This is a genomic window from Pseudomonas sp. TE3899, from assembly GCF_056279105.1.
Genome location: NZ_JBWBQR010000001.1, coordinates 6,484,618 through 6,506,176, shown reverse-complemented (window position 1 = coordinate 6,506,176; position 21,559 = coordinate 6,484,618). Strand labels below are relative to the sequence as shown.

Sequence of the window (21,559 nt, the reverse complement as noted above, 5' to 3'; positions counted from 1 at the left end):
ATCGACTTACACTGGCGAGCATTCACCCGCTCGCCGTGCCCGCAGGTTTTACCGTGACCAATCTGAACCAGCCTGAAACGCCCAAACCGGCCATTCGCAGTGTCTTGATCGCCCTGATGCTGGCGATCTTTCTCGGCGCGCTGGACCAGACCATCGTCGCGGTGTCGATGCCGGCCATTTCCGCGCAGTTCAAGGATGTCAGCCTGCTGGCCTGGGTGATTGCCGGCTACATGGTGGCGATGACCGTGGCGGTGCCGATTTACGGCAAACTTGGCGATCTGTATGGGCGGCGCAAGTTGATGCTGTTCGGCATGGGTCTGTTCACGGTGGCCTCGTTCTTTTGCGGCATGGCCCAGAGCATGGAGCAACTGGTGCTGGCGCGGATCCTTCAGGGCATCGGCGCCGGCGGGATGATTTCGGTCAGCCAGGCGATCATCGGCGACATCGTCCCACCCCGGGAGCGCGGTCGTTATCAGGGTTACTTCAGCAGCATGTACGCGGTGGCCAGTGTCGCCGGGCCGGTGCTCGGCGGGTACATGACCGAATACCTGTCCTGGCGCTGGGTGTTCCTGATCAACCTGCCGCTGGGCCTCGGCGCCTGGCTGGTGGCCAATCGCACGCTGGTGGGGCTGCCGGTGCCGCAACGCAAACCGATCATCGATTATGTCGGCACGGTGCTGATGATCATTGGGTTGACCGCTTTGTTGTTGGGCATCACTCAGGTCGGCCAAGGGCATTCATGGCGCAGCGCCGAAGTGCTCGGCCTGCTCGGTTGCGCGGTGGCGGTACTGGCGCTGTTTGTCTGGCATGAGCGCCGTGCGCGGGAGCCGTTGCTGCCGATGCATTTGTTCGCCAACCGCGACGCGATCTTTTGCTGGTGCACGATTTTCTTCACCAGTTTCCAGGCCATTTCCCTGATCGTGCTGATGCCGTTGCGCTTCCAGAGCGTCACCGGCGCCGGGGCCGACAGCGCCGCGCTGCACCTGTTGCCGCTGGCGATTGGCTTGCCGATTGGCGCCTATTTCGCCGGGCGCCGCACGTCGGTGACCGGACGCTACAAGCCGATGATCCTGACCGGCGCGCTGCTGATGCCGATCTCGATTCTGGGCATGGCGTTCAGTGCACCCCAGGCCTTGTTGATGAGCAGCCTGTTTATGTTGCTCAGCGGAATCGCCAGCGGCATGCAGTTCCCGACGTCATTGGTCGGCACGCAGAATTCGGTGGCGCAACGGGATATCGGCGTCGCCACCAGCACCACCAACCTGTTCCGCTCGCTGGGTGGCGCGGTGGGCGTGGCGCTGATGTCGGCGCTGTTGCTGGCGTTGTTGCAGGATTCGAGTTTCGCCCACCTGGCCGGCTCGACGCTGATTGCCGAGGGGCGTTCGGGGAATGTCTTGCTCGACGGTTTGAACGCCGCGCCGGGGGAAGCGCAGAACGCCTTGCGCGCGGAGTTGCTGCTGACGTTCCGGCATTTGCTGATGGTCAGTGCGGCGGTGTCATTGTTGGGGTTGGCGGCGGCGGTGGCCATGCCGAACAGGGTGTTGCGGGGGCGGGAAGATAAGGTTCGCTAGTCCCCCGCTCCGCGTGGGAATGCCTCAACGGACGCTCCGCGTTCGGCTTTGGATGGGACGCGCAGCGTCCCGGGCTGCATTCCCACGCAGAGCGTGGGAACGATCATTGCTCAAGGGCTGTAATACCCGACAGCCACCAGAAAATGCCCAACCTTCTTCAGATAAGCATGCTTGTCCTCAACCTTCCCGGTCACCGGGTTCTTCCAGCGATACTCGTACTCGCCCTGATCCTGCTTGGCGATCAACGCCAGAATCGGTTCGCCCACCGGTTTGCCTTCCGGGTCGTTGACCTTGCCGAAGTCGGTATTGATCAGCCTTAGATTGGTGCCATGGGCGACGTAGCGCTGGTTATCCAGATCCACCACGAACACATACAAGTCGTCCTGCAAGTAGCCGCCCTTGAGCGAGTTGATCGCCGTCAGCGTGCCCTTCTCATCTTTGGAGAGGTCGGCGGCGGCTTTATCGAGCAAGGCCTGGGCTTGCTGCGCCGATGCGCGGGGCACGTAGTAACCGACCGCCAGGATCCGCTGGCCAATGCGCTGATAGAACACGTGCTTGCGCTCGACCTTGCCGTCGGCCCAGTTCTGCCAGCGGTATTCAGCCTGCTGGATGCCGTTGCCTTCCGGCACTTTCAGGGCGTCCTTGAAGGCTTTCTGCAAATCCGGCGGCAGGGTCTCGGACACGTCGCGCCCGATCAACGCCGAGGACGGCCCACCGCTGGCGAGCATCACGCCTTGGGTGTCGACCACGAAGACGTAACGGTCCTTGTCGACAAACTCTCCCTGTCGGCTGAACGCCGCGAAGGCCTTGTCGCCGTTGTCGTGGTAATACGCCAGGGCTTTTTCCAGCAAGGCCCGGGCCGCCTGGCCGTCATCCTTGGCTGCCGTGGCCGCCTGAACCTGGCCTAGGCTCAGCAACAACATCCCCCCCAACCACGCCAACTTGTGCACAAACCCCATAGCGCATCCCTCGTTCTTGTTGATGTTTCAAGAGCGTAGACGGGGTTGGGGATATGGATGGATATTCAGCGAATCGCGGTGCGCGAGGCGAAAGAGCACTTTGAGGTGAGAGCGCTTTTGTGGCGAGGGAGCTTGCTCCCGCTCGGCTGCGCAGCAGTCGTAAACCCTGAGCATGCGGTGTGCCTGACACACTGCGGGGGAGCGCTTCGCACTCCAGCGGGAGCAAGCTCCCTCGCCACAGGCAAGCCCCTCGCCACAAAAGCGCCTTTGCTACAGATTTGGCGCGGCGGGCTATTTCGCCCGGGCGTTGATCTGCTGCTGCAAATTCTGGATCTGCGCTTGCAGGGTGTTGAGGTTGCGGGTGGTCTGGGCGCGGAAGGCGTCGAACTCGGCGGTGTTGGTCGGGTTTGGCGCGACGGCGGCCGGGCGGTTGTCCTGCTCGCTTTTGAGCACGACGATTTCCTGTTCCAGACGATCGATCGCCGCTGTCGGGTTGCCCTGTTTCTTCAGCGCAGCGATGTCGGCGTTGAGGCTTTTCAGCTCGGCGTCGACTTTGCTGGTGTCGGCCGGCGTGCTTTTCAGGGTCGCCAGGTCCGTGCTCAAGGTTTTCACCTGGGCCTGCAACTGCGCGTTGGCCGCCGTTTGCGCCGTGGTTTGCGCCGTCATCTGCGCCAGACGTTTGTCCAGATCGCTGGTCTGGCCGACCACACCCAGTTGGGCCTGGCTCTGGTCCTGGAGTTTGCTTTCCAGTTGTTTGATTTGCAGTTTCAGCGCTTCGCTGTCGCTGGAGACATTCGACTGGCTGGCCACCACCTTGCCGGAAATGTCCTGCAGGCGCCCCGCCGCTTCCTCACTGATCCGCGCGAAACTTTCCTGGGTCGCCACCAGTTGCTGCTCCATCAGCGAAATCTGCTGGAAGCTCCACCAGGCCAGGCCCGCGAACGCGAAGAACAACGCGCCGACCAAGGCCCACAACGGCCCGGTGCTGGCGCTTTTGACTTTGGTCACCGGCACCGGGCGCGAGTGCACGGTGGTGCGTTCACGGGCGGCCGGTGTGGTTGGGAAATCGTCGTCATCGAGGGGGTCGGCACGCAGGCTCGGTACATCGTCGAAGTCGTCGTTGGCATCGTTACGCATGGACATTGAGGCAACCTTTGTGGAACGCGGTGATGGCGGTGTGCGGCGAAGTATAACCCCCACTGCCGCATGGGTTGACCCTCAACCCCGCACTCGGTTCAGTGTCGGGACAGGTCCTACACCCATCAGCGAATATCCTGAGCCTTCCACCAGACGCAGAATTCATCGAGGGCGGCCCAGAGGCTGACTTTCGGATCGTAGTCCAGATAATGCCGGGCGCGGCTGATGTCCAAGGTGAAATTTTTGTTCATCACCTGCATACCCAAGCGCGACAGGGTCGGCTCGGGGCGCCCCGGCCAGAGTTTGCACACGCCTTCATTGAGCGCCGCGACGCTGTAGGCCAGGCCGTAGGAACGGTAGCGAGTGACCTGTGGGACGTCCATTTTGCGCATCACGTAATTCACCACATCCCACAACGGCACCGGCGCACCGTTGCTGATGTTGTAGGCCTTGCCCAATGCCGAGCCGCTGGCCAGCAAACTGCTGAGCAACGCTTCGTTGAGGTTTTGCATGCTGGTGAAATCGACCTTGTTCAGGCCGTTGCCGACAATCGCCAGGCGCCCCTTGCGCTGCATCTTCAGCAGACGCGGGAAGATGCTCATGTCGCCGGCACCGGTGACGAACCGCGGGCGCAGGGCAATGGTTTCGAGGCCGAATTCCTGGGCGCCGAAGACCTTTTGCTCGGCGAGGTACTTGGTGGCGGCGTAGTGATGCTTGAAACGCTTGGGCACTTGCTCTTCGGTCAGGCCCAGATGATCGCGGCCATCGAAGTAGATCGACGGCGACGACAGGTGCACCAGGCGCCGGACCCGCTGTTTCAGGCAGGCCTCGACCACGTTTTCGGTGACTTGGACGTTGCCCTGGTGAAACTCCTGATAGCGGCCCCACAAACCGACGGCGCCGGCGCAGTGCACCACGGCTTCGACGTCGGCGCACAGGTCGCGCACCAGTTCCGGGTCGCTCAAGTCACCCTGGATAAATTCGGCGCCACGGCGCACCAGGTGCTCGACCCCCTCGGCCCGGCGACCGTTGACCCGCACGTCCAGGCCCTGCTCCAGGGCGAAACGCGCAAAGCGTCCGCCAATGAAGCCGCTTGCGCCGGTGACCAGAATTTTCATGTAAAGCTCCAACAAAGCAGCAGCGAGCTTCAAGCTTCAAGCCGCAAGTTAAAAACACACCGCAAGCACTTCACTTGCAGCTTGCAGCTTGACGCTCATGGCTGCTCTCGGGGCACCAGCCATTGCTTCGACGAACGTACCAATTGGTCAGTGAGTAAACCCAGCAACTGACCGCCATTGCGCCAATGATGCCAGTACAGCGGCACATCGATGGGCTTATCTGGCAACAGCTCTACTAAAACACCTCGTTGCAGCTGCTCGCGCACCTGCAATTCCGGCACCAGGCCCCAGCCCAGCCCGGCTTCCGTGAGGCGGATAAAACCTTCGGATGATGGGCACAGATGGTGTTCGAAACCGCCATCCACGCCGAGAGATGCAAGGTAGCGATGCTGTAGGAAATCATCCGGGCCAAACACCAGCGCCGGGGTGCGCGGCAGCAACTCGGCGCGCACACCGTCGGGGAAATGCCGGGCAATGAACGCCGGGCTGGCCAACGCCCGGTAACGCATGGCGCCCAACAATACGCTGCGAGCCCCGGCCACCGGGCGTTCGCTGGCACAGAGACACGCCGCCACTTCCCCGGCGCGCATGCGTTTGAGGCCCACGGTCTGGTCTTCAACGACCAAGTCCATCAGCAAATGTTGCTCGGCGCAAAAATCCCCCACCGCATCGGCCCACCAGGTGGCGAGGCTGTCAGCGTTGAGGGCGATACGCAGGCGTTCCGGCAGGCCTGCTTCATCCAGCGCCGGCACCAGGGTCAGCAAATCCCGCTCAAGCAAGCGCACTTGCTGCACATGGTTGAGCAAACGCCGACCGATTTCAGTCGGCGCTGGCGGCGTCGCCCGCACCAACACCGGTTGGCCAATCCGCGCTTCCAGCAGTTTGATCCGCTGGGAGATCGCCGATTGCGACAACCCCAGCACCTGGGCGGCGCGTTCGAATCCGGCCTGCTCGACCACGGCGGCCAAGGCAGAAAGCAATTTATAGTCGAACATCAGTTTTCCTAATGAGCGATCAGCACTATTGGTTTTTCTTATACAGCGTAGCGCCGGAGAATGGCCAGCAAGAACTCTTGAACAAGGAATACCGACATGGCTGGCGAAACCTCATTGGCAACCCTGCTGCGCAGCATGAGCCCGCAACTCAACGCCGGCGAGTATGTGTTTTGTACGTTGCGCGACGGCACGCTGCCGGCGGGTCTGGAGATTGTCGGCAGCTTTCGCGAGCAGGAAGGTCTGACCGTCATTCTGGAAAAATCCCACGCCGAAAAGGCCGGTTTCAGCTTCGACTACGTCGCCGCGTGGATCACCTTGAACGTGCACTCGGCCCTGGAAGCCGTCGGCCTCACCGCCGCCTTCGCCACCGCACTGGGCAAGGCCGGCATCAGTTGCAACGTGATCGCCGGTTATTACCACGACCATTTATTCGTCGGCCAGGCCGATGCCGAACGCGCCCTGCACGTGTTGCGGGATCTCGCGGCCAACGGGGAGTAGAAAACCATGTGGCAAAGCTATGTAAATGGCCTGTTGGTCGCGGCGGGGCTGATCATGGCGATCGGCACCCAGAACGCCTTTGTGCTGGCCCAGAGCCTGCGCCGCGAACATCACCTGCCGGTCGCGGCGCTGTGCGTCGTTTGTGATGCGCTGCTGGTGGCTGCGGGCGTGTTCGGTCTGGCGACCGTGCTGGCGCATAACCCGACCTTGCTGGCGGTGGCCCGTTGGGGCGGCGCGGCGTTTCTGATTTGGTACGGTAGCCAGGCATTGCGCCGGGCCTGCGCGAAACAAAGCCTGGAACAGGGCGAAAACCAGACCGTGCGTTCGCTGCGGGCGGTGATGCTCAGTGCGTTGGCGGTGACCCTGCTCAATCCGCACGTTTATCTGGATACGGTTTTGCTGATCGGCTCCCTCGGCGCCCAACAGACCGAGCCCGGCGCCTATGTCGTCGGCGCGGCGAGCGCTTCTTTATTGTGGTTCTTTACGTTGGCGCTGGGCGCGGCATGGTTGGCGCCGTGGCTGGCACGGCCGAGTACCTGGCGGATTCTTGATCTGTTGGTGGCGGTGATGATGTTCACCGTAGCGTTCCAATTAATCACCACGCGCTGATTTATTCCAAAAGGCTAAGGGGATGCCCTCACTAAATGACGGTCGCGCCGCCACCCCGCAAAGCGCAACACTAGGCGTGAGGAGCGAGGTTTGGTGGTTCAAATGAGCGACGAACAACGACGGATTGCGCTTTGCGGGGTGGCGGCCCTTCGGGTTGGAGCTGTGATCGTGCCATGCGACGTTGCGGGACTCGAAGAGGCAAAAAGCATCCTCTTCGTCCCGCGCCTTGCCTGGCACGATCACAGCTCCAACGCGATCCGTCATTTAGTGAGGGCATCCCCTTGAACCTCTATCCCACACAGTTGTTGCGTGGTTATGCCGCACCCCCGGTGCTATGATCCGGTTCGATGCGCCGCAAAGAGTACAAACTCCCCGGCGCTTGTCTGGCCGCCCGTGATCGGCCTTGCGCTCACCGCAACTGACCTGATTAGGAGAATCATCATGGCTTTCGAATTGCCGCCGCTGCCCTACGCACACGATGCCCTGCAGCCGCACATTTCCAAGGAAACTCTGGAATACCACCACGACAAGCACCACAACACCTACGTCGTGAACCTGAACAACCTGGTGCCAGGCACCGAGTTCGAAGGCAAGACCCTGGAAGAAATCGTCAAATCTTCTTCGGGCGGCATCTTCAACAACGCCGCTCAGGTCTGGAACCACACCTTCTACTGGAACTGCCTGGCGCCAAACGCCGGCGGTCAACCGACCGGCGCGCTGGCTGAAGCCATCAACGCTTCGTTCGGTTCGTTCGACAAGTTCAAAGAAGAATTCAGCAAAACCTCCATCGGCACCTTCGGTTCCGGCTGGGGCTGGCTGGTGAAAAAAGCTGACGGTTCCCTGGCCCTGGCCAGCACCATCGGCGCAGGCAATCCGCTGACCAACGGCGACACCCCGCTGCTGACCTGCGACGTCTGGGAACACGCTTACTACATCGACTACCGCAACGTTCGTCCGAAGTACGTCGAAGCGTTCTGGAACCTGGTCAACTGGAAATTCGTGGCTGAGCAGTTCGAAGGCAAAACCTTCACCGCTTAAGATCGAAACCAGTCAAAAAAACCCGGCTTAGGTCGGGTTTTTTATGGGTGCTGGAAAGGCGTAGCCTGTACCGACGCCTTCGCGGGCAAGCCTTGCTCCTACAGGTTTGGGGTTGAATCGCGGTTATGCGCACGACACAAAACCTGTAGGAGCAAGGCTTGCCCGCGAAGAACGATAACGCGGTCAACCTGACGGAATGCCTAGCCCTGCGGGTCGACGATGTCCAACGCCCGATTCACAGCAAGGTCCGCCAGCATGACGACCTGCGCAATGGCCAGTGCCGTGCTGCGTTGGGAACCGCTCAGGTAGGTGGCGAAATCGCTGGCCAGGACACTTGCCGAAGCCAGTGATTCACAGGCGTGGGCCAGGAGGGTTTCGATGTTCATGTCCGGGGAAATCTGGAACATGGGGTTGGGGGTGTAGGGTGGGTCTGGGATTAATTTATCCATAAAAATTCCTCACGCGTTGAGGGCCACCACTTACCGTTCTCACGCGGTGAAGAGGTGGCAGCTATGTGCGGGGTGAGAAAACCGGTCATGGACACCCGGACCAGACAAAAGTCTGCCCGCACACAGCCGCCATAACGCATTTACGACAGGATAAGCTGGCGGCAATTATGCGTGTACGGGTTCTGTATGACCATAAGTTGCCGGGTTCTCACACCCGATCACTGAGGTTTCAGCGACACCCAAAAGGTTATTGAACCCGCTTCCTACGGGCAACCTGAAAACCTCGTGGGAAACGTCCGGTATTTTCGCAACCCATTAAACAAAAAACGGAACGCGGAGCGTCCCTGGCGGCATTCCAACGCGGAGCGTGGGAACGATCAAAACAGAGAACAAAAGCAGAGCGGCATGCACCGCCCGCCCTCACCACTCATTAGGCCGAGCGTTAGCTCGCCTGCTTTTGATCTTGCTCTACCGCCCCTTCGGGAGGCCGAGTGGAGGTTCTGCGCAGTGGGCAGCCCGGCATGGATGCCGGGCTAGCCGCCCCCGGCCATGGATGGCCGATGGCGGCGGGCCCACGGAGCAGGACCGGAGCGAGGGAACACCGAGCCTCAGCGAGGGGCCGGACGCCGGGGCGAGACCTTTTGGTTCCTTTTGGGGCGTTTGCCAAAAGGGACTCGCTGTAAGAGCGAAACCATAAGTGGCCGTAACCGCAGGAATGGATATGTACTCAACCAACAAGAGCCTGGTCGGCCCAGAGGCCGCCAAGCCCCACAAGCCCAGTCGAAATTTCCGACGATGAAACAAGCCGGAAGCCCCTTGCCCCAACGCCACAGCGGACTAACATCAACCCAAAGGAAAAATAGTCCCGATCCCCCTCAAGTTGAAGACCAAAACTACCGACACAGTACAAATAGGACAAACACTCAAAACAACAGAAAATTGGCCAAGCTACAGGCAAAATCCCCAGGGCTGAATTGTCCCTTTGACTGCCATCACGGGATTGCCAATACTCATGGCAACTTGATGCTACCCGCACGGAACAAGGAATAACCCTTTGAAGCTGGAACTCAAGAACAGCTTGTCGGTGAAGTTGCTCCGGGTCGTGCTCCTGTCGGCATTGATCGTCGGCGTGGTCTTGAGCTGCGCGCAGATCGTTTTCGATGCCTATAAAACACGCCAGGCCGTGGCCGGTGATGCCCAGCGCATCCTCGACATGTTCCGCGACCCCTCCACCCAGGCCGTCTACAGCCTGGACCGGGAGATGGGCATGCAAGTCATCGAGGGCCTGTTCCAGGACGACGCCGTGCGCCAGGCCTCCATCGGCCATCCCAACGAAGCCATGCTCGCGCAAAAGTCCCGCGAACTGCAGCATTCCAACAGCCGCTGGCTGACCGACCTGATCCTCGGCCAGGAACGCACGTTCACCACCCAACTGGTGGGTCGTGGGCCCTACAGCGAATATTACGGCGACCTGAGCATCACCCTCGACACCGCCACCTATGGCCAGGGTTTCATCGTCAGCTCGGTGATCATCTTCATTTCCGGTGTCTTGCGCGCCCTCGCCATGGGCCTGGTGCTGTACCTGGTGTACCACTGGCTGCTGACCAAGCCGCTGTCGCGGATCATCGAGCACCTGACCGAGATCAACCCCGACCGCCCCAGCGAACACAAGATTCCGCAGATCAAGGGCCACGAAAAGAACGAACTGGGGATCTGGATCAACACCGCCAACCAGTTGCTCGAATCCATCGAACGCAATACCCATCTGCGCCACGAAGCCGAAAACAGCCTGTTGCGCATGGCCCAGTACGATTTCCTCACCGGCCTGCCGAACCGCCAGCAATTGCAGCAGCAACTGGACAAGATCCTCGTCGATGCCGGCAAGCTGCAACGCCGGGTCGCGGTGCTGGTCGTGGGCCTGGATGACTTCAAGGGCATCAACGAACAATTCAGCTACCAGACCGGCGACCAACTGCTGCTGGCCCTGGCCGATCGCCTGCGCGCCCACAGCGGCCGCCTCGGCGCCCTCGCCCGTCTGGGCGGCGACCAGTTTGCGCTGGTCCAGGCCGACATCGAACAACCTTACGAAGCGGCCGAACTGGCGCAAAGCATCCTCGATGACCTGGAAGCGGCGTTTGCCCTCGATCATCAAGAGATTCGCCTGCGCGCCACCATCGGCATCACCCTGTTCCCCGAGGACGGTGACAGCACCGAGAAGTTGCTGCAAAAAGCCGAGCAGACCATGACCCTGGCCAAGACCCGCTCGCGCAACCGTTATCAGTTCTATATCGCCAGCGTCGACAGCGAGATGCGCCGACGCCGCGAACTGGAAAAAGACCTGCGCGATGCCCTGACCCGCGATCAGTTCTACCTCGTCTACCAACCGCAGATCAGCTACCGCGATCACCGGGTGGTGGGCGTCGAAGCGTTGATTCGCTGGCAGCATCCCGAACACGGGTTGGTACCGCCGGACCTGTTCATCCCGCTGGCCGAGCAGAACGGCACCATCATTGCCATTGGCGAATGGGTGCTGGATCAAGCCTGCAAGCAATTGCGCGAGTGGCATGACCAGGGTTTCGCCGACTTGCGCATGGCGGTGAACCTGTCCACCGTGCAACTGCACCACGCCGAGCTGCCACGGGTGGTCAACAACCTGTTGCAGATCTACCGCCTGCCGCCGCGCAGCCTGGAACTGGAAGTCACCGAAACCGGCCTGATGGAAGACATCAGCACCGCCGCCCAGCACTTGCTGAGCCTGCGCCGCTCCGGTGCGTTGATTGCGATTGACGACTTCGGCACCGGTTATTCATCGCTCAGCTATTTGAAAAGCCTGCCGCTGGACAAGATCAAGATCGACAAGAGCTTTGTGCAGGACCTGCTCGATGACGACGACGATGCCACCATCGTTCGGGCGATCATCCAGTTGGGCAAGAGCCTGGGCATGCAGGTGATTGCCGAAGGCGTGGAAACCGCCGAGCAAGAGGCCTACATCATTTCCGAGGGTTGCCACGAAGGTCAGGGTTACCACTACAGCAAACCACTGCCTGCGCGGGAGTTGAGTGCCTACTTGAAGCAGGCCCAGCGCAGTAACGCGGCTATTTTGTAAAAATCAAAAGATCGCAGCCTTCGGCAGCTCCATGAATCGCATCCCCGCGGAGCTGGCGAAGGCTGCGATCTTTTGATCTACCGCACCAAATTCCTGAATAAGAAATATTTCCAACCACAACCCTTTACACATAATGCGAAAGATTTGCATTATGTCGCAGCTTTGCGCGCCCATAGCGCCATTCCACCCCCAATCGAAGCAGGATGTTCGCCATGATTCGTATGCCTCTGGCTACCGCCAGTCTGTTGGCCATCGCTATTTCCCTCGCCGGTTGCGGCGAAGGCAAAGACAAGGCTGCCGCTCCACAAGCGCCAACACCGGCCGCCAGCACCGCCGCTGCTCCTGCCGTAGCGCCAGCCGCTGCCGGTAAAGTCGACGAAGCCGCCGCCAAAGCTGTGGTCGCGCATTATGCCGACATGGTCTTCGCCGTTTACAGCGATGCCGAATCTACCGCGAAAACCCTGCAAACCGCCGTCGACGCCTTCCTCGCCAAGCCGAACGCCGACACCCTCAAAGCCGCCAAGGCTGCCTGGGTCGCCGCACGCGTTCCTTACCTGCAGAGCGAAGTGTTCCGCTTCGGCAACACCATCATCGACGACTGGGAAGGTCAGGTGAACGCCTGGCCTCTGGACGAAGGCCTGATCGACTACGTCGACAAGACCTACGAACACGCACTGGGTAACCCGGGCGCCACCGCCAACATCATCGCCAACACCGAAGTCCAGGTCGGCGAAGACAAGGTCGACGTCAAAGACATCACCCCGGAAAAACTCGCCAGCCTGAACGAGCTGGGCGGTTCCGAAGCCAACGTCGCCACCGGCTATCACGCCATCGAATTTCTGCTCTGGGGTCAGGACCTGAACGGCACCGGCCCTGGCGCCGGTAACCGTCCGGCTTCGGACTACCTGGAAGGCAAAGGCGCAACTGGCGGTCACAACGATCGTCGCCGCGCCTACCTGAAATCCGTGACCCAACTGCTGGTCAGCGACCTGCAAGAAATGGTCGGCAACTGGAAGCCGAACGTGGCCGACAACTACCGCGCCACCCTGGAAGCCGAGCCAGCCGAAACCGGCCTGCGCAAAATGCTGTTCGGCATGGGCAGCCTGTCCCTGGGCGAACTGGCGGGCGAGCGCATGAAGGTTTCCCTGGAAGCCAACTCCCCGGAAGACGAACAGGATTGCTTCAGCGACAACACCCACAACTCGCACTTCTACGATGCCAAAGGCGTGCGTAACGTGTACCTGGGCGAATACACCCGCGTCGACGGCACCAAAATGACCGGCGCCAGCCTGTCGTCCCTGGTGGCCAAGGCCGACCCGGCTGCCGACACCGCACTGAAAGCCGACCTGGCCGCCACCGAAGCCAAGATCCAGGTCATGGTCGATCACGCCGCCAAGGGTGAGCACTACGACCAGTTGATCGCTGCCGGCAACACTGCAGGCAACCAGATCGTCCGCGACGCCATCGCATCCCTGGTCAAGCAGACCGGTTCGATCGAAGCCGCCGCTGGCAAACTGGGCATCAGCGACCTGAACCCGGACAACGCTGATCACGAGTTCTGATCAACGCTGGCTGAATAAAAAGGCGTCCTTCGGGTCGCCTTTTTCATTCCCGCCAGAACACAATCCCTTGTAGGAGCGAGGCTTGCCCGCGAAGACGGCTTCACATCCAACATCTTTGGTGACTGACACGCCGCTTTCGCGAGCAAGCTTCGCTCCTACATTGGATCGCAGTGACCGCGGTATCCGGGGAAACCTGCCCCACATCAACCAAACGATAATTCCTCTTATTCAAATTCCCCCGTCCTGTTAGACTTTGCGCCCTTATTTTGCTCGCCCGTCAGGAAGTCTGATGCCGTCGTTGCCTCTTCGCTGGTGCACCCTGTTCATGGCCTTGGGCCTGAGTGCCTGCGATGACGCCCCGCGTTTTACAACGGCCGAACCCGGTGAAGCCCGGTCCGGTGGCGCCGCGACGGTGCGCAAGACCGATCAGAATTCGTTTTCCCTGCCCTCGGCCAATCTGCCGCCGTCACGACGGGTGGATTTCAGCGTCGGCAACAGTTTTTTCCGTAGCCCCTGGGTGATCGCCCCGTCGACCACCACCGCCCGGGATGGCCTCGGCCCGCTGTTCAACACCAACGCCTGCCAGAACTGCCACATCAAGGACGGTCGCGGTCACCCGCCGACGCCTGATGCCACCAATGCGGTGTCGATGCTGGTGCGCCTGTCGATCCCGGATGCGCCGGCCTACGCCAAGGTCATCGAGCACCTGGGCGTGGTCCCGGAGCCGGTCTACGGCGGCCAACTCCAAGACATGTCGGTACCCGGCGTCGCCCCGGAAGGCAAAGTCCGAGTCGATTACACGCCCGTGCCGATTCGCTTCAAGGACGGCACCGAAGTCGAACTGCGCAAACCGGTCCTGCAAATCACCCAACTGGGCTACGGCCCGATGCACCCCGACACCCGGTTCTCGGCCCGCGTCGCGCCGCCAATGATCGGCCTGGGCCTGCTCGAAGCGATCCCCGACGAGGCGATCCTGGCCAATGCCGAGGCCCAGGCCAAAGACAAAAACGGCATCGCCGGGCGCCCGAACCAGGTCTGGGACGACGCCCAGCAAAAAACCGTCCTCGGCCGCTTCGGCTGGAAAGCCGGGCAACCGAACCTCAATCAACAAAACGTTCACGCGTTCTCTGGTGATATGGGCCTGACCACCAGCCTGCGACCTTTCGATGACTGCACCGACGCGCAAACCGCCTGCAAACAGGCGCCCAACGGCAATGGCCCGAACGGCGAGCCGGAAGTCAGCGACAACATCCTGCGCCTGGTGCTGTTCTACAGCCGCAACCTCGCCGTGCCCGCTCGCCGCGACATCAATGCGCCGCAAGTGCTGGCCGGCAAGAATCTGTTTTTCCAGGCCGGCTGCCAGTCCTGTCACACGCCGAAATACACCACCGCCGCCAACGCCGCCGAACCTGAACTGGCCAATCAAGTGATTCGCCCCTACAGCGATCTGCTGCTGCATGACATGGGCGACGGCCTGGCCGACAACCGCAGCGAATTTAAAGCCAGTGGCCGCGACTGGCGCACGCCGCCGTTGTGGGGCATTGGCCTGACCCAAGCGGTCAGTGGCCACACCCAGTTCTTGCACGACGGCCGCGCGCGCAATCTGCTTGAAGCCGTGCTCTGGCATGGCGGCGAAGCGAGCGCGGCGCAGCAACAGGTTTTGTCTTTCAATGCCGAGCAGCGCGCTGCGTTGTTGGCGTTTTTGAATTCTCTCTAAGCACTTAAAAGAATCGGGAGCCCGACATGTTCCGTCCCAAACTGTTGTTCACCAGCCTTGCAGCGCTCGCCCTCGGCGCCTGTTCGCCGCAGGATCCGCAAGCCGTCACTTCGGCAGCCATCGCCAAGCAAGTGATCCTGCCGACCTACAGCCGTTGGGTTGATGCCGACCGTCAACTGGCTGTCAGCGCCCTCGCCTACTGCGAAGGCAAGGCCGACCTGGAAACCGCTCGCAAAGATTTCCTGCACGCGCAGAAAGCCTGGGCCGAGCTGCAACCGTTGCTGATCGGGCCGCTGGCCGAGGGCAATCGTGCGTGGCAGGTGCAGTTCTGGCCGGACAAGAAAAACCTGGTCGGCCGTCAGGTCGAGCAACTGGTCACCGCCCAGCCGCAGATCGATGCCGCCGCCCTGGCCAAGTCGAGCGTGGTGGTTCAGGGCCTGTCGGCCTACGAATACATCCTGTTCGACAGCAAGCCTGACGTGGCCAACGACGCGCAGAAAGCCAAGTATTGCCCGCTGCTCAAAGCCATTGGCGAACGCCAGAAACTGCTAGCCGAAGAGATTCTGCAAAGCTGGAACAACACCGACGGTATGCTCGCGCAGATGAGCAAATTTCCGAACCAGCGTTACGCCGATTCCCATGAAGCGATCGCCGATCTGCTGCGGGTACAAGTCACCGCCCTCGACACCTTGAAGAAAAAACTCGGCACGCCGATGGGCCGCCAGACCAAGGGTGTGCCGCAACCGTTCCAGGCCGATGCGTGGCGCAGCCAGTCGTCCCTGACGGGCCTGGAAGCCAGCCTCGCCGCCGCCAAGACCGTGTGGGAAGGTGTCGACAACAAAGGCCTGCGCGGTCTGTTGCCGAGCGAGCAGAAGCCGTTGGCCGACAAGATCGATGCCGCCTACGCCGCTTCGCTCAAACTGTTCGCCAGCAACCAGCGCTCGCTGACCGAAATGCTCAACGACGATGCTGGCCGCCAACAGCTCAACGATCTCTACGACAGCCTCAACGTCGTCCATCGCCTGCACGAAGGCGAACTGGCCAAGGCGCTGGGCATCCAACTGGGCTTCAACGCCAACGACGGTGACTGATGAGGGCGAGTGCCATGCTGCGACGTCAGGCTCTGACTTTAGGTAGTTTGCTGCTGGGAGCAGTGACGCTGGGCGGCTGGACGCTGTTCAAGCACAAGGACAAGAGCCCGCTGCTGCTCTCGGCGCGGGACGATACCGACGGCAAGCATTACGCCGTCGGTTATCGGCTGGATGGCACCCGGGTGTTCGCCACCCAGGTCGGCCAGCGTTGCCACGACATCATCAATCACCCGACCCTGGCGATGGCGCTGTTCGTGGCCCGTCGTCCCGGCACCGAGAGTTACCTGATCGACCTGCGCGACGGCACGTTGCTGCAAACCGTGACCTCACAGCCGAACCGGCATTTCTACGGGCACGCGGTGATCCACAAGGATGGCGAGTTCTTGTACGCCACTGAGAACGACACCTCCGATCCGGGTCGTGGCTTGCTGGGTGTGTATAAGTTCGAAGGTGAGCGACTTATCCACAGCGGTGAGATGCCTACTCACGGCGTCGGCCCGCATCAGGTGTCATGGATGCCCGACGGCGAAACCCTGGTGGTGGCCAACGGCGGGATTCGCACCGAGGCCGAAAGCCGGGTCGAGATGAACCTCAACGCCATGGAACCGAGCCTGGTTTTGATGCAGCGCGACGGCACGCTGTTGAGCAAGGAAACCCTCGCCCAGCAGATGAACAGCGTGCGCCACCTGGGGATTGCCAGCGACGGCACGATCCTCGCCAGCCAGCAATTCATGGGCCCCTCCCATGAGTCGTCGGAGTTGCTGGCGATCAAGCGTCCGGGCCAGCCGTTCGTGGCGTTCCCGGTGCCTGAGCACCAGTTGCAAGCCATGGGGCATTACACCGCCAGCGTCGCGGTGCACAGCGAACTGCGCCTGGTCGCGCTGACCGCGCCACGGGGCAATCGCTTCTTCATCTGGGACCTGGACAGCGGCGAAGTGCGCCTGGATGCGCCGCTGCCGGACTGCGCCGGAGTCGGCGCGGTGGCGGACGGGTTTGTCGTGACCTCGGGTCAGGGCCGTTGCCGGTACTACGATTGCCGTCAGACAGATCTGGTTGCAAAACCGTTGGAGTTGCCGGCGGGGCTCTGGGACAACCACCTTCACCTCATCTGAGCGCCCTCCTCCCCAGTGGGTGAATTTACCCTGTGGCGAGGGGGCTTGCCCCCGTTGGAGCGCGAAGCGCTCCCTTACATTTCTCCAGTCATCCCGCATTTACAGGTTTTACGACGGCTTCGCAGCCGAACGGGGGCAAGCCCCTTCGCCACAAGTTTTGTGTTCGCCCCATTACAGACTGTAATAAGTGCCAGTTGGATTACCCCCCGCACTCGGAGTAATGTTCCGCCTGTCTCACCTGATTTTCTCCAAGGAAGTGGAAATATGCTGCGTCGCCGCATGCTGATCATGTTGGGGGTTGTCCTGCTTATTGTGCTGGCCCTGGGCGGGTACAAGGCCTTTTCGATCTACACGATGGTCCAGGGTTTCGCCAAGCCGAAACCGCCCATCAGCGTCGCCGTGGCCACGGCCGTCGAACAGCCGTGGCAGATGCGCTTGCCCACTGTCGGCACGCTCAAGGCGTTGCAGGGAGTGAACCTGAGCCTGGAGATCGCCGGCACCGTCAAGGAGCTGATGTTCGAGTCCGGGCAGAAGGTCAAGGCCGGGCAACCGCTGCTGCAACTGGACAGCGCCGTGGAGAGTGCCCTGCTGGAAACCGCCCAGGCTGACCTCGGGTTGGCCCAGCTGGATTTCGGGCGTGGCAGTCAGTTGGTCGATAGCCGGGCCATCTCCAAAGGCGAGTACGACCGGCTCTCGGCGCAGTTGCAAAAGAACAAGGCCACGGTCAATCAGCTCAAGGCCTCCCTGGCGAAAAAACGCATCCTCGCGCCGTTCAGTGGCACCATCGGCATCCGTCAGGTTGACGTCGGCGACTACCTCCCCAGCGGCACCATGGTCGCCACCCTGCAAGACCTCAGCAGCCTCTATGTCGACTTCTTCCTGCCCGAACAATCGGTGCCGAAAATCGCCCTCGGCCAACCGATCCAGGTCATCGTCGCGGCTTACCCGTCGCAGAGCTTCCCCGGCACCATCAGTGCGATCAACCCGAAGGTCGAGAACAGCACCCGCAATATTCTGGTGCGTGCGACGCTGGCCAACCCGGACGGCAAGTTGCTGCCGGGCATGTTCGCCAGCCTGCAAGTGATGCTGCCGGATCCGCAAAAGCACATCGTGGTCCCGGAAAGCGCGATCACCTACACCCTCTACGGCAACTCGCTGTACGTGGTCGCGCAGAAAAAAGCCGAGGACGGCACGGTGGAAAAAGATGACAAGGGCCAACCGATCCTGATCGCCGAACGCCGCTTCATCGAAACCGGCGACCGCCGCGATGGCCTGGTGATGATCAACAAAGGCGTGCAGAGCGGCGAACAAGTGGTCACGGCCGGCCAGATCAAACTGGACAACGGCGCACACATTGCCATCAGCGACGACAAGACCCTGACCGATAAGAACAGTCAGCCACGCACTGACTGATCAAGGAATCTTCATGGCTTTTACCGATCCGTTCATCCGCCGCCCGGTGCTCGCCACGGTGGTCAGCCTGTTGATTGTGCTGCTGGGCTTCCAGGCCTGGAGCAAGCTGCCGCTGCGCCAATACCCGCAAATGGAAAACGCCCTGATCACGGTAACCACCGCCTACCCCGGGGCCAACGCCGAAACCATTCAGGGCTACATCACCCAGCCGATGCAGCAGAGCCTGGCGAGCGCCGAGGGCATCGACTACATGACCTCGGTCAGTCGCCAGAACTTCTCGGTGATCTCCGTCTACGCACGCATCGGTTCCAACAGCGACCGCTTGTTCACCGAGTTGCTGGCCAAGGCCAACGAGGTGAAGAACAAGCTGCCCCAGGACGCCGAAGACCCGGTGCTGAGCAAGGAAGCCGCCGACGCCTCGGCGCTGATGTACATCAGTTATTTCAGCAAGGAGCTGAGCAACCCACAGATCACCGATTACCTGTCCCGGGTCATCCAGCCCAAACTGGCGACACTGCCCGGCATGGCCGAAGCCGAGATTCTCGGCAACCAGGTGTTCGCCATGCGCTTGTGGCTGGACCCGGTGAAACTGGCCGGGTTCGGCTTGAGCGCCAGCGATGTGACCAACGCGGTGCGCCAGTACAACTTCCTCTCCGCCGCCGGCGAAGTCAAAGGCGAGTACGTGGTCACCAGCATCAACGCCAACACCGAACTCAAGTCCGCCGAGGCCTTCGCCGCGATTCCGCTCAAGGTCGATGGCGACAGCCGAGTGCTGCTCAGCGATGTCGCGCGGGTCGAAATGGGCGCCGAGAACTACAACGCCATCAGCTCCTTCGGCGGTACACCCTCGGTGTACATCGGCATCAAGGCCACCCCGGGCGCCAACCCGCTGGACGTGATCAAGGAAGTGCGCAAGATCATGCCGGAGCTGGAAGCCCAGTTGCCGCCCAACCTTAAAAGCGAAATCGCCTACGACGCCACGCTGTTTATCCAGGCCTCGATCAACGAGGTGATCAAGACCCTGTTTGAGGCGGTGCTGATCGTCATAGTCGTCGTCTTCCTGTTCCTCGGCGCCCTGCGTTCGGTGGTGATCCCGGTGGTGACCATCCCGCTGTCGATGATCGGCGTGATGTTCTTCATGCAGATGATGGGTTACTCGATCAACCTGCTGACCCTGCTGGCGATGGTGTTGGCCATCGGGCTGGTGGTGGACGATGCGATTGTGGTGGTGGAGAACATTCACCGGCACATCGAGGAAGGCAAGACACCGCTGGACGCTGCCATTGAAGGCGCCCGGGAAATCGCCATGCCCGTGGTGTCCATGACCATCACACTGGCGGCGGTCTATGCGCCGATCGGCTTTCTGACGGGCCTCACGGGGGCGCTATTCAAGGAATTCGCCCTGACGCTGGCCGGGGCGGTGGTGATTTCCGGCATCGTCGCCCTGACCCTGTCGCCGATGATGTGCGCCTATTTGCTGCGCCATGACACCAATCCCAGCGGCCTGGCCCATCGCCTCGACCTGATTTTCGAAGGCCTCAAGCGCCGCTATCAGAGCATGCTGCACGGCACGCTCAATACCCGGCCGGTGGTGCTGGTGTTCGCGGTGATCGTGCTGTGCCTGATCCCGGTATTTTTAAAGTTCGCCAAAACGGAACTGGCACCGGACGAGGACCAGGGCATCATTTTCATGATTGCCAACGCCCCGCAACCGACCAACCTCGACTACCTGAACACTTACACCGACGAGTTCATCACGATCTTCAAGGAGTTTCCCGAGTACTACTCCTCGTTCCAGATCAATGGCTTCAACGGCGTGCAATCGGGTATCGGTGGCTTCCTGCTCAAACCGTGGAACGAGCGCGGCCGCACGCAAATGCAGATCCTGCCCGAAGTTCAGAAAAAGCTGGGGAGCATTCCCGGCTTGCAGATTTTCGGTTTCAACCTGCCGTCCCTGCCGGGCACCGGTGAAGGCTTGCCGTTCCAGTTCATCATCAACACCGCCAACGACTACGCCTCGCTGCTGGACGTGGCGGACCGGGTGAAAAAACGCGCGCTGGAGTCCGGCAAGTTTGCCTTCGTCGACATCGACCTGGCGTTCGACAAGCCGGAAGTGGTGGTGGATATCGACCGCGCCAAGGCCGCGCAGATGGGCGTGTCGATGCAGGACCTCGGTGGCACCCTGGCGACGTTGCTGGGTGAGGCGGAAATCAATCGGTTTACCATCGAAGGGCGCAGCTACAAGGTCATCGCCCAGGTCGAACGGGCCTACCGGGATAACCCTGACTGGCTGAACAATTACTACGTCAAGAACACCAAGGGCGAACTGCTGCCACTGTCGACCCTGATCACCGTGACCGACCGGGCGCGGCCACGGCAGTTGAACCAGTTCCAGCAGCTCAACGCGGCGGCGGTGACCGGGTTCCCGCTGGTCAGCATGGGCGAGGCCATCGACACCGTGCGCCAGATCGCCCAGGAAGAAGCGCCGGTGGGTTTTGCCTTTGACTATGGCGGCACGTCACGGCAATTCGTTCAGGAAGGCAGCGCGCTGTGGGTCACGTTCGCCCTGGCCCTGGCGATCATTTTCCTGGTGCTGGCGGCGCAGTTCGAAAGCTTCCGTGATCCGCTGGTGATTCTGGTCACCGTGCCGCTGTCGATTTGCGGGGCGTTGATCCCGCTGTTCCTCGGCTGGTCGAGCATGAACATCTATACCCAGGTCGGGTTGGTGACGTTGATCGGGCTGATCAGCAAACACGGGATCCTGATCGTGGAGTTCGCCAACAAGCTGCGCAAGGAGAAAGGTCTGACTCCGCGCGAAGCGGTGGAGGAAGCGGCGGCCATTCGTCTGCGGCCGGTGTTGATGACCACCGCGGCGATGGTGTTCGGCATGGTGCCGTTGATTCTGGCCACCGGTGCGGGGGCCGTCAGCCGCTTCGATATTGGCACGGTGATCGCCACGGGGATGTCGATCGGGACGTTGTTTACCTTGTTCGTGCTGCCGTGTGTGTACACGTTGCTGGCCAAGCCCGATAAACCCTCCGTCCGATGATCGTTCCCACGCTCCGCGTGGGAATGCCTCTTGTGACGCTCTGCGTCACGCTTTGGGACGCGGAGCGTGGGAACGATCAACGATCAGCCAAAAAAAAGACCCCGCATCTGCGAGGCCTTTTATTTTGGCTTCAAT

General features: G+C 61.2%; 16 protein-coding genes. 11 read left to right on the top strand and 5 right to left on the bottom strand.

Annotated features, from left to right (window positions below; all coding sequences use genetic code 11):
- Positions 1-53: 53 nt before the first annotated feature.
- Positions 54-1,571 carry an MDR family MFS transporter gene (locus ACZ89E_RS29580; protein WP_476256912.1) on the top strand — a complete coding sequence of 506 codons (1,518 nt, stop codon included), beginning with the start codon at positions 54-56 and terminating at the stop codon, positions 1,569-1,571.
- Positions 1,572-1,681: 110 nt separating this feature from the next.
- Here the strand turns inward: ACZ89E_RS29580 and ACZ89E_RS29575 are convergent, their stop codons facing one another.
- The 4 genes from ACZ89E_RS29575 to ACZ89E_RS29560 all read right to left on the bottom strand — a co-directional run bounded on the left by ACZ89E_RS29575 (position 1,682) and on the right by ACZ89E_RS29560 (position 5,780).
- Positions 1,682-2,530, bottom strand: coding sequence for a cache domain-containing protein (locus tag ACZ89E_RS29575; RefSeq protein ID WP_463258329.1), 849 nt, complete (start codon positions 2,528-2,530; stop codon positions 1,682-1,684).
- A gap of 291 nt (positions 2,531-2,821) precedes the next feature.
- Complete coding sequence (locus ACZ89E_RS29570) at positions 2,822-3,667, bottom strand: ATPase (protein ID WP_149658162.1); 846 nt, start codon at positions 3,665-3,667, stop codon at positions 2,822-2,824.
- A 125-nt stretch (positions 3,668-3,792) separates the two neighbouring features.
- On the bottom strand, positions 3,793-4,785 hold the full coding sequence (locus ACZ89E_RS29565) for an NAD-dependent epimerase/dehydratase family protein (protein WP_149657952.1): 993 nt from the start codon (positions 4,783-4,785) through the stop codon (positions 3,793-3,795).
- Positions 4,786-4,880: 95 nt separating this feature from the next.
- Positions 4,881-5,780, bottom strand: coding sequence for a LysR family transcriptional regulator ArgP (locus tag ACZ89E_RS29560; protein ID WP_149657953.1), 900 nt, complete (start codon positions 5,778-5,780; stop codon positions 4,881-4,883).
- A gap of 96 nt (positions 5,781-5,876) precedes the next feature.
- On the opposite strand from ACZ89E_RS29560, the gene ACZ89E_RS29555 reads away from it, so the two are divergent.
- From ACZ89E_RS29555 to ACZ89E_RS29545, 3 genes are all read left to right on the top strand, one after another.
- Positions 5,877-6,278 (top strand): ACT domain-containing protein, encoded by a 402-nt coding sequence (locus ACZ89E_RS29555; RefSeq protein ID WP_476256911.1) that lies wholly within the window; start codon positions 5,877-5,879, stop codon positions 6,276-6,278.
- 6 nt (positions 6,279-6,284) lie between these two features.
- Positions 6,285-6,887, top strand: coding sequence for a LysE/ArgO family amino acid transporter (locus ACZ89E_RS29550; protein ID WP_149657955.1), 603 nt, complete (start codon positions 6,285-6,287; stop codon positions 6,885-6,887).
- A gap of 441 nt (positions 6,888-7,328) precedes the next feature.
- Complete coding sequence (locus ACZ89E_RS29545; RefSeq protein ID WP_008034365.1) at positions 7,329-7,925, top strand: superoxide dismutase; 597 nt, start codon at positions 7,329-7,331, stop codon at positions 7,923-7,925.
- A gap of 200 nt (positions 7,926-8,125) precedes the next feature.
- On the opposite strand, the gene ACZ89E_RS29540 is transcribed toward ACZ89E_RS29545, so the two are convergent.
- A complete protein-coding gene (locus ACZ89E_RS29540; RefSeq protein ID WP_149657956.1) occupies positions 8,126-8,374 on the bottom strand; it encodes a DUF6124 family protein in 249 nt (82 codons plus the stop codon).
- A gap of 1,054 nt (positions 8,375-9,428) precedes the next feature.
- Here ACZ89E_RS29540 and ACZ89E_RS29535 point away from each other — a divergent pair.
- The 7 genes from ACZ89E_RS29535 (at position 9,429) to ACZ89E_RS29505 (ending at position 21,424) form a co-directional block, all read left to right on the top strand.
- On the top strand, positions 9,429-11,480 hold the full coding sequence (locus ACZ89E_RS29535) for a putative bifunctional diguanylate cyclase/phosphodiesterase (RefSeq protein WP_149657957.1): 2,052 nt from the start codon (positions 9,429-9,431) through the stop codon (positions 11,478-11,480).
- Between the two features lie 212 nt (positions 11,481-11,692).
- Entirely contained in the window at positions 11,693-13,042 is a 1,350-nt protein-coding gene (locus tag ACZ89E_RS29530; protein ID WP_476256910.1) for an imelysin family protein, read from the top strand.
- Between the two features lie 289 nt (positions 13,043-13,331).
- Positions 13,332-14,759: a di-heme oxidoreductase family protein gene (locus tag ACZ89E_RS29525; protein ID WP_149657959.1), complete on the top strand. Its 1,428-nt coding sequence runs from the start codon at positions 13,332-13,334 to the stop codon at positions 14,757-14,759.
- Between the two features lie 26 nt (positions 14,760-14,785).
- Positions 14,786-15,850: an imelysin family protein gene (locus ACZ89E_RS29520; protein WP_149657960.1), complete on the top strand. Its 1,065-nt coding sequence runs from the start codon at positions 14,786-14,788 to the stop codon at positions 15,848-15,850.
- 14 nt (positions 15,851-15,864) lie between these two features.
- Positions 15,865-16,962, top strand: a complete 1,098-nt coding sequence (locus ACZ89E_RS29515) for a DUF1513 domain-containing protein (RefSeq protein ID WP_476256909.1) — start codon at positions 15,865-15,867, stop codon at positions 16,960-16,962.
- Positions 16,963-17,226: 264 nt separating this feature from the next.
- Entirely contained in the window at positions 17,227-18,375 is a 1,149-nt protein-coding gene (locus ACZ89E_RS29510; RefSeq protein ID WP_476256908.1) for an efflux RND transporter periplasmic adaptor subunit, read from the top strand.
- 13 nt (positions 18,376-18,388) lie between these two features.
- Positions 18,389-21,424 (top strand): multidrug efflux RND transporter permease subunit, encoded by a 3,036-nt coding sequence (locus tag ACZ89E_RS29505; RefSeq protein WP_149657963.1) that lies wholly within the window; start codon positions 18,389-18,391, stop codon positions 21,422-21,424.
- The last annotated feature ends 135 nt before the right edge of the window (positions 21,425-21,559 follow it).

Coding starts and splice junctions, on each gene's coding strand:
- ACZ89E_RS29510 (WP_476256908.1), top strand. CDS start 17,227: ATGCTGCGTCGCCGCATGCTGATCATGTTGGGGGTTGTCCTGCTTATT.
- ACZ89E_RS29565 (WP_149657952.1), bottom strand. CDS start 4,785: ATGAAAATTCTGGTCACCGGCGCAAGCGGCTTCATTGGCGGACGCTTT.
- ACZ89E_RS29550 (WP_149657955.1), top strand. CDS start 6,285: ATGTGGCAAAGCTATGTAAATGGCCTGTTGGTCGCGGCGGGGCTGATC.
- ACZ89E_RS29505 (WP_149657963.1), top strand. CDS start 18,389: ATGGCTTTTACCGATCCGTTCATCCGCCGCCCGGTGCTCGCCACGGTG.
- ACZ89E_RS29520 (WP_149657960.1), top strand. CDS start 14,786: ATGTTCCGTCCCAAACTGTTGTTCACCAGCCTTGCAGCGCTCGCCCTC.
- ACZ89E_RS29540 (WP_149657956.1), bottom strand. CDS start 8,374: ATGGATAAATTAATCCCAGACCCACCCTACACCCCCAACCCCATGTTC.
- ACZ89E_RS29530 (WP_476256910.1), top strand. CDS start 11,693: ATGATTCGTATGCCTCTGGCTACCGCCAGTCTGTTGGCCATCGCTATT.
- ACZ89E_RS29560 (WP_149657953.1), bottom strand. CDS start 5,780: ATGTTCGACTATAAATTGCTTTCTGCCTTGGCCGCCGTGGTCGAGCAG.
- ACZ89E_RS29515 (WP_476256909.1), top strand. CDS start 15,865: ATGCTGCGACGTCAGGCTCTGACTTTAGGTAGTTTGCTGCTGGGAGCA.
- ACZ89E_RS29525 (WP_149657959.1), top strand. CDS start 13,332: ATGCCGTCGTTGCCTCTTCGCTGGTGCACCCTGTTCATGGCCTTGGGC.
- ACZ89E_RS29555 (WP_476256911.1), top strand. CDS start 5,877: ATGGCTGGCGAAACCTCATTGGCAACCCTGCTGCGCAGCATGAGCCCG.
- ACZ89E_RS29570 (WP_149658162.1), bottom strand. CDS start 3,667: ATGCGTAACGATGCCAACGACGACTTCGACGATGTACCGAGCCTGCGT.
- ACZ89E_RS29545 (WP_008034365.1), top strand. CDS start 7,329: ATGGCTTTCGAATTGCCGCCGCTGCCCTACGCACACGATGCCCTGCAG.
- ACZ89E_RS29575 (WP_463258329.1), bottom strand. CDS start 2,530: ATGGGGTTTGTGCACAAGTTGGCGTGGTTGGGGGGGATGTTGTTGCTG.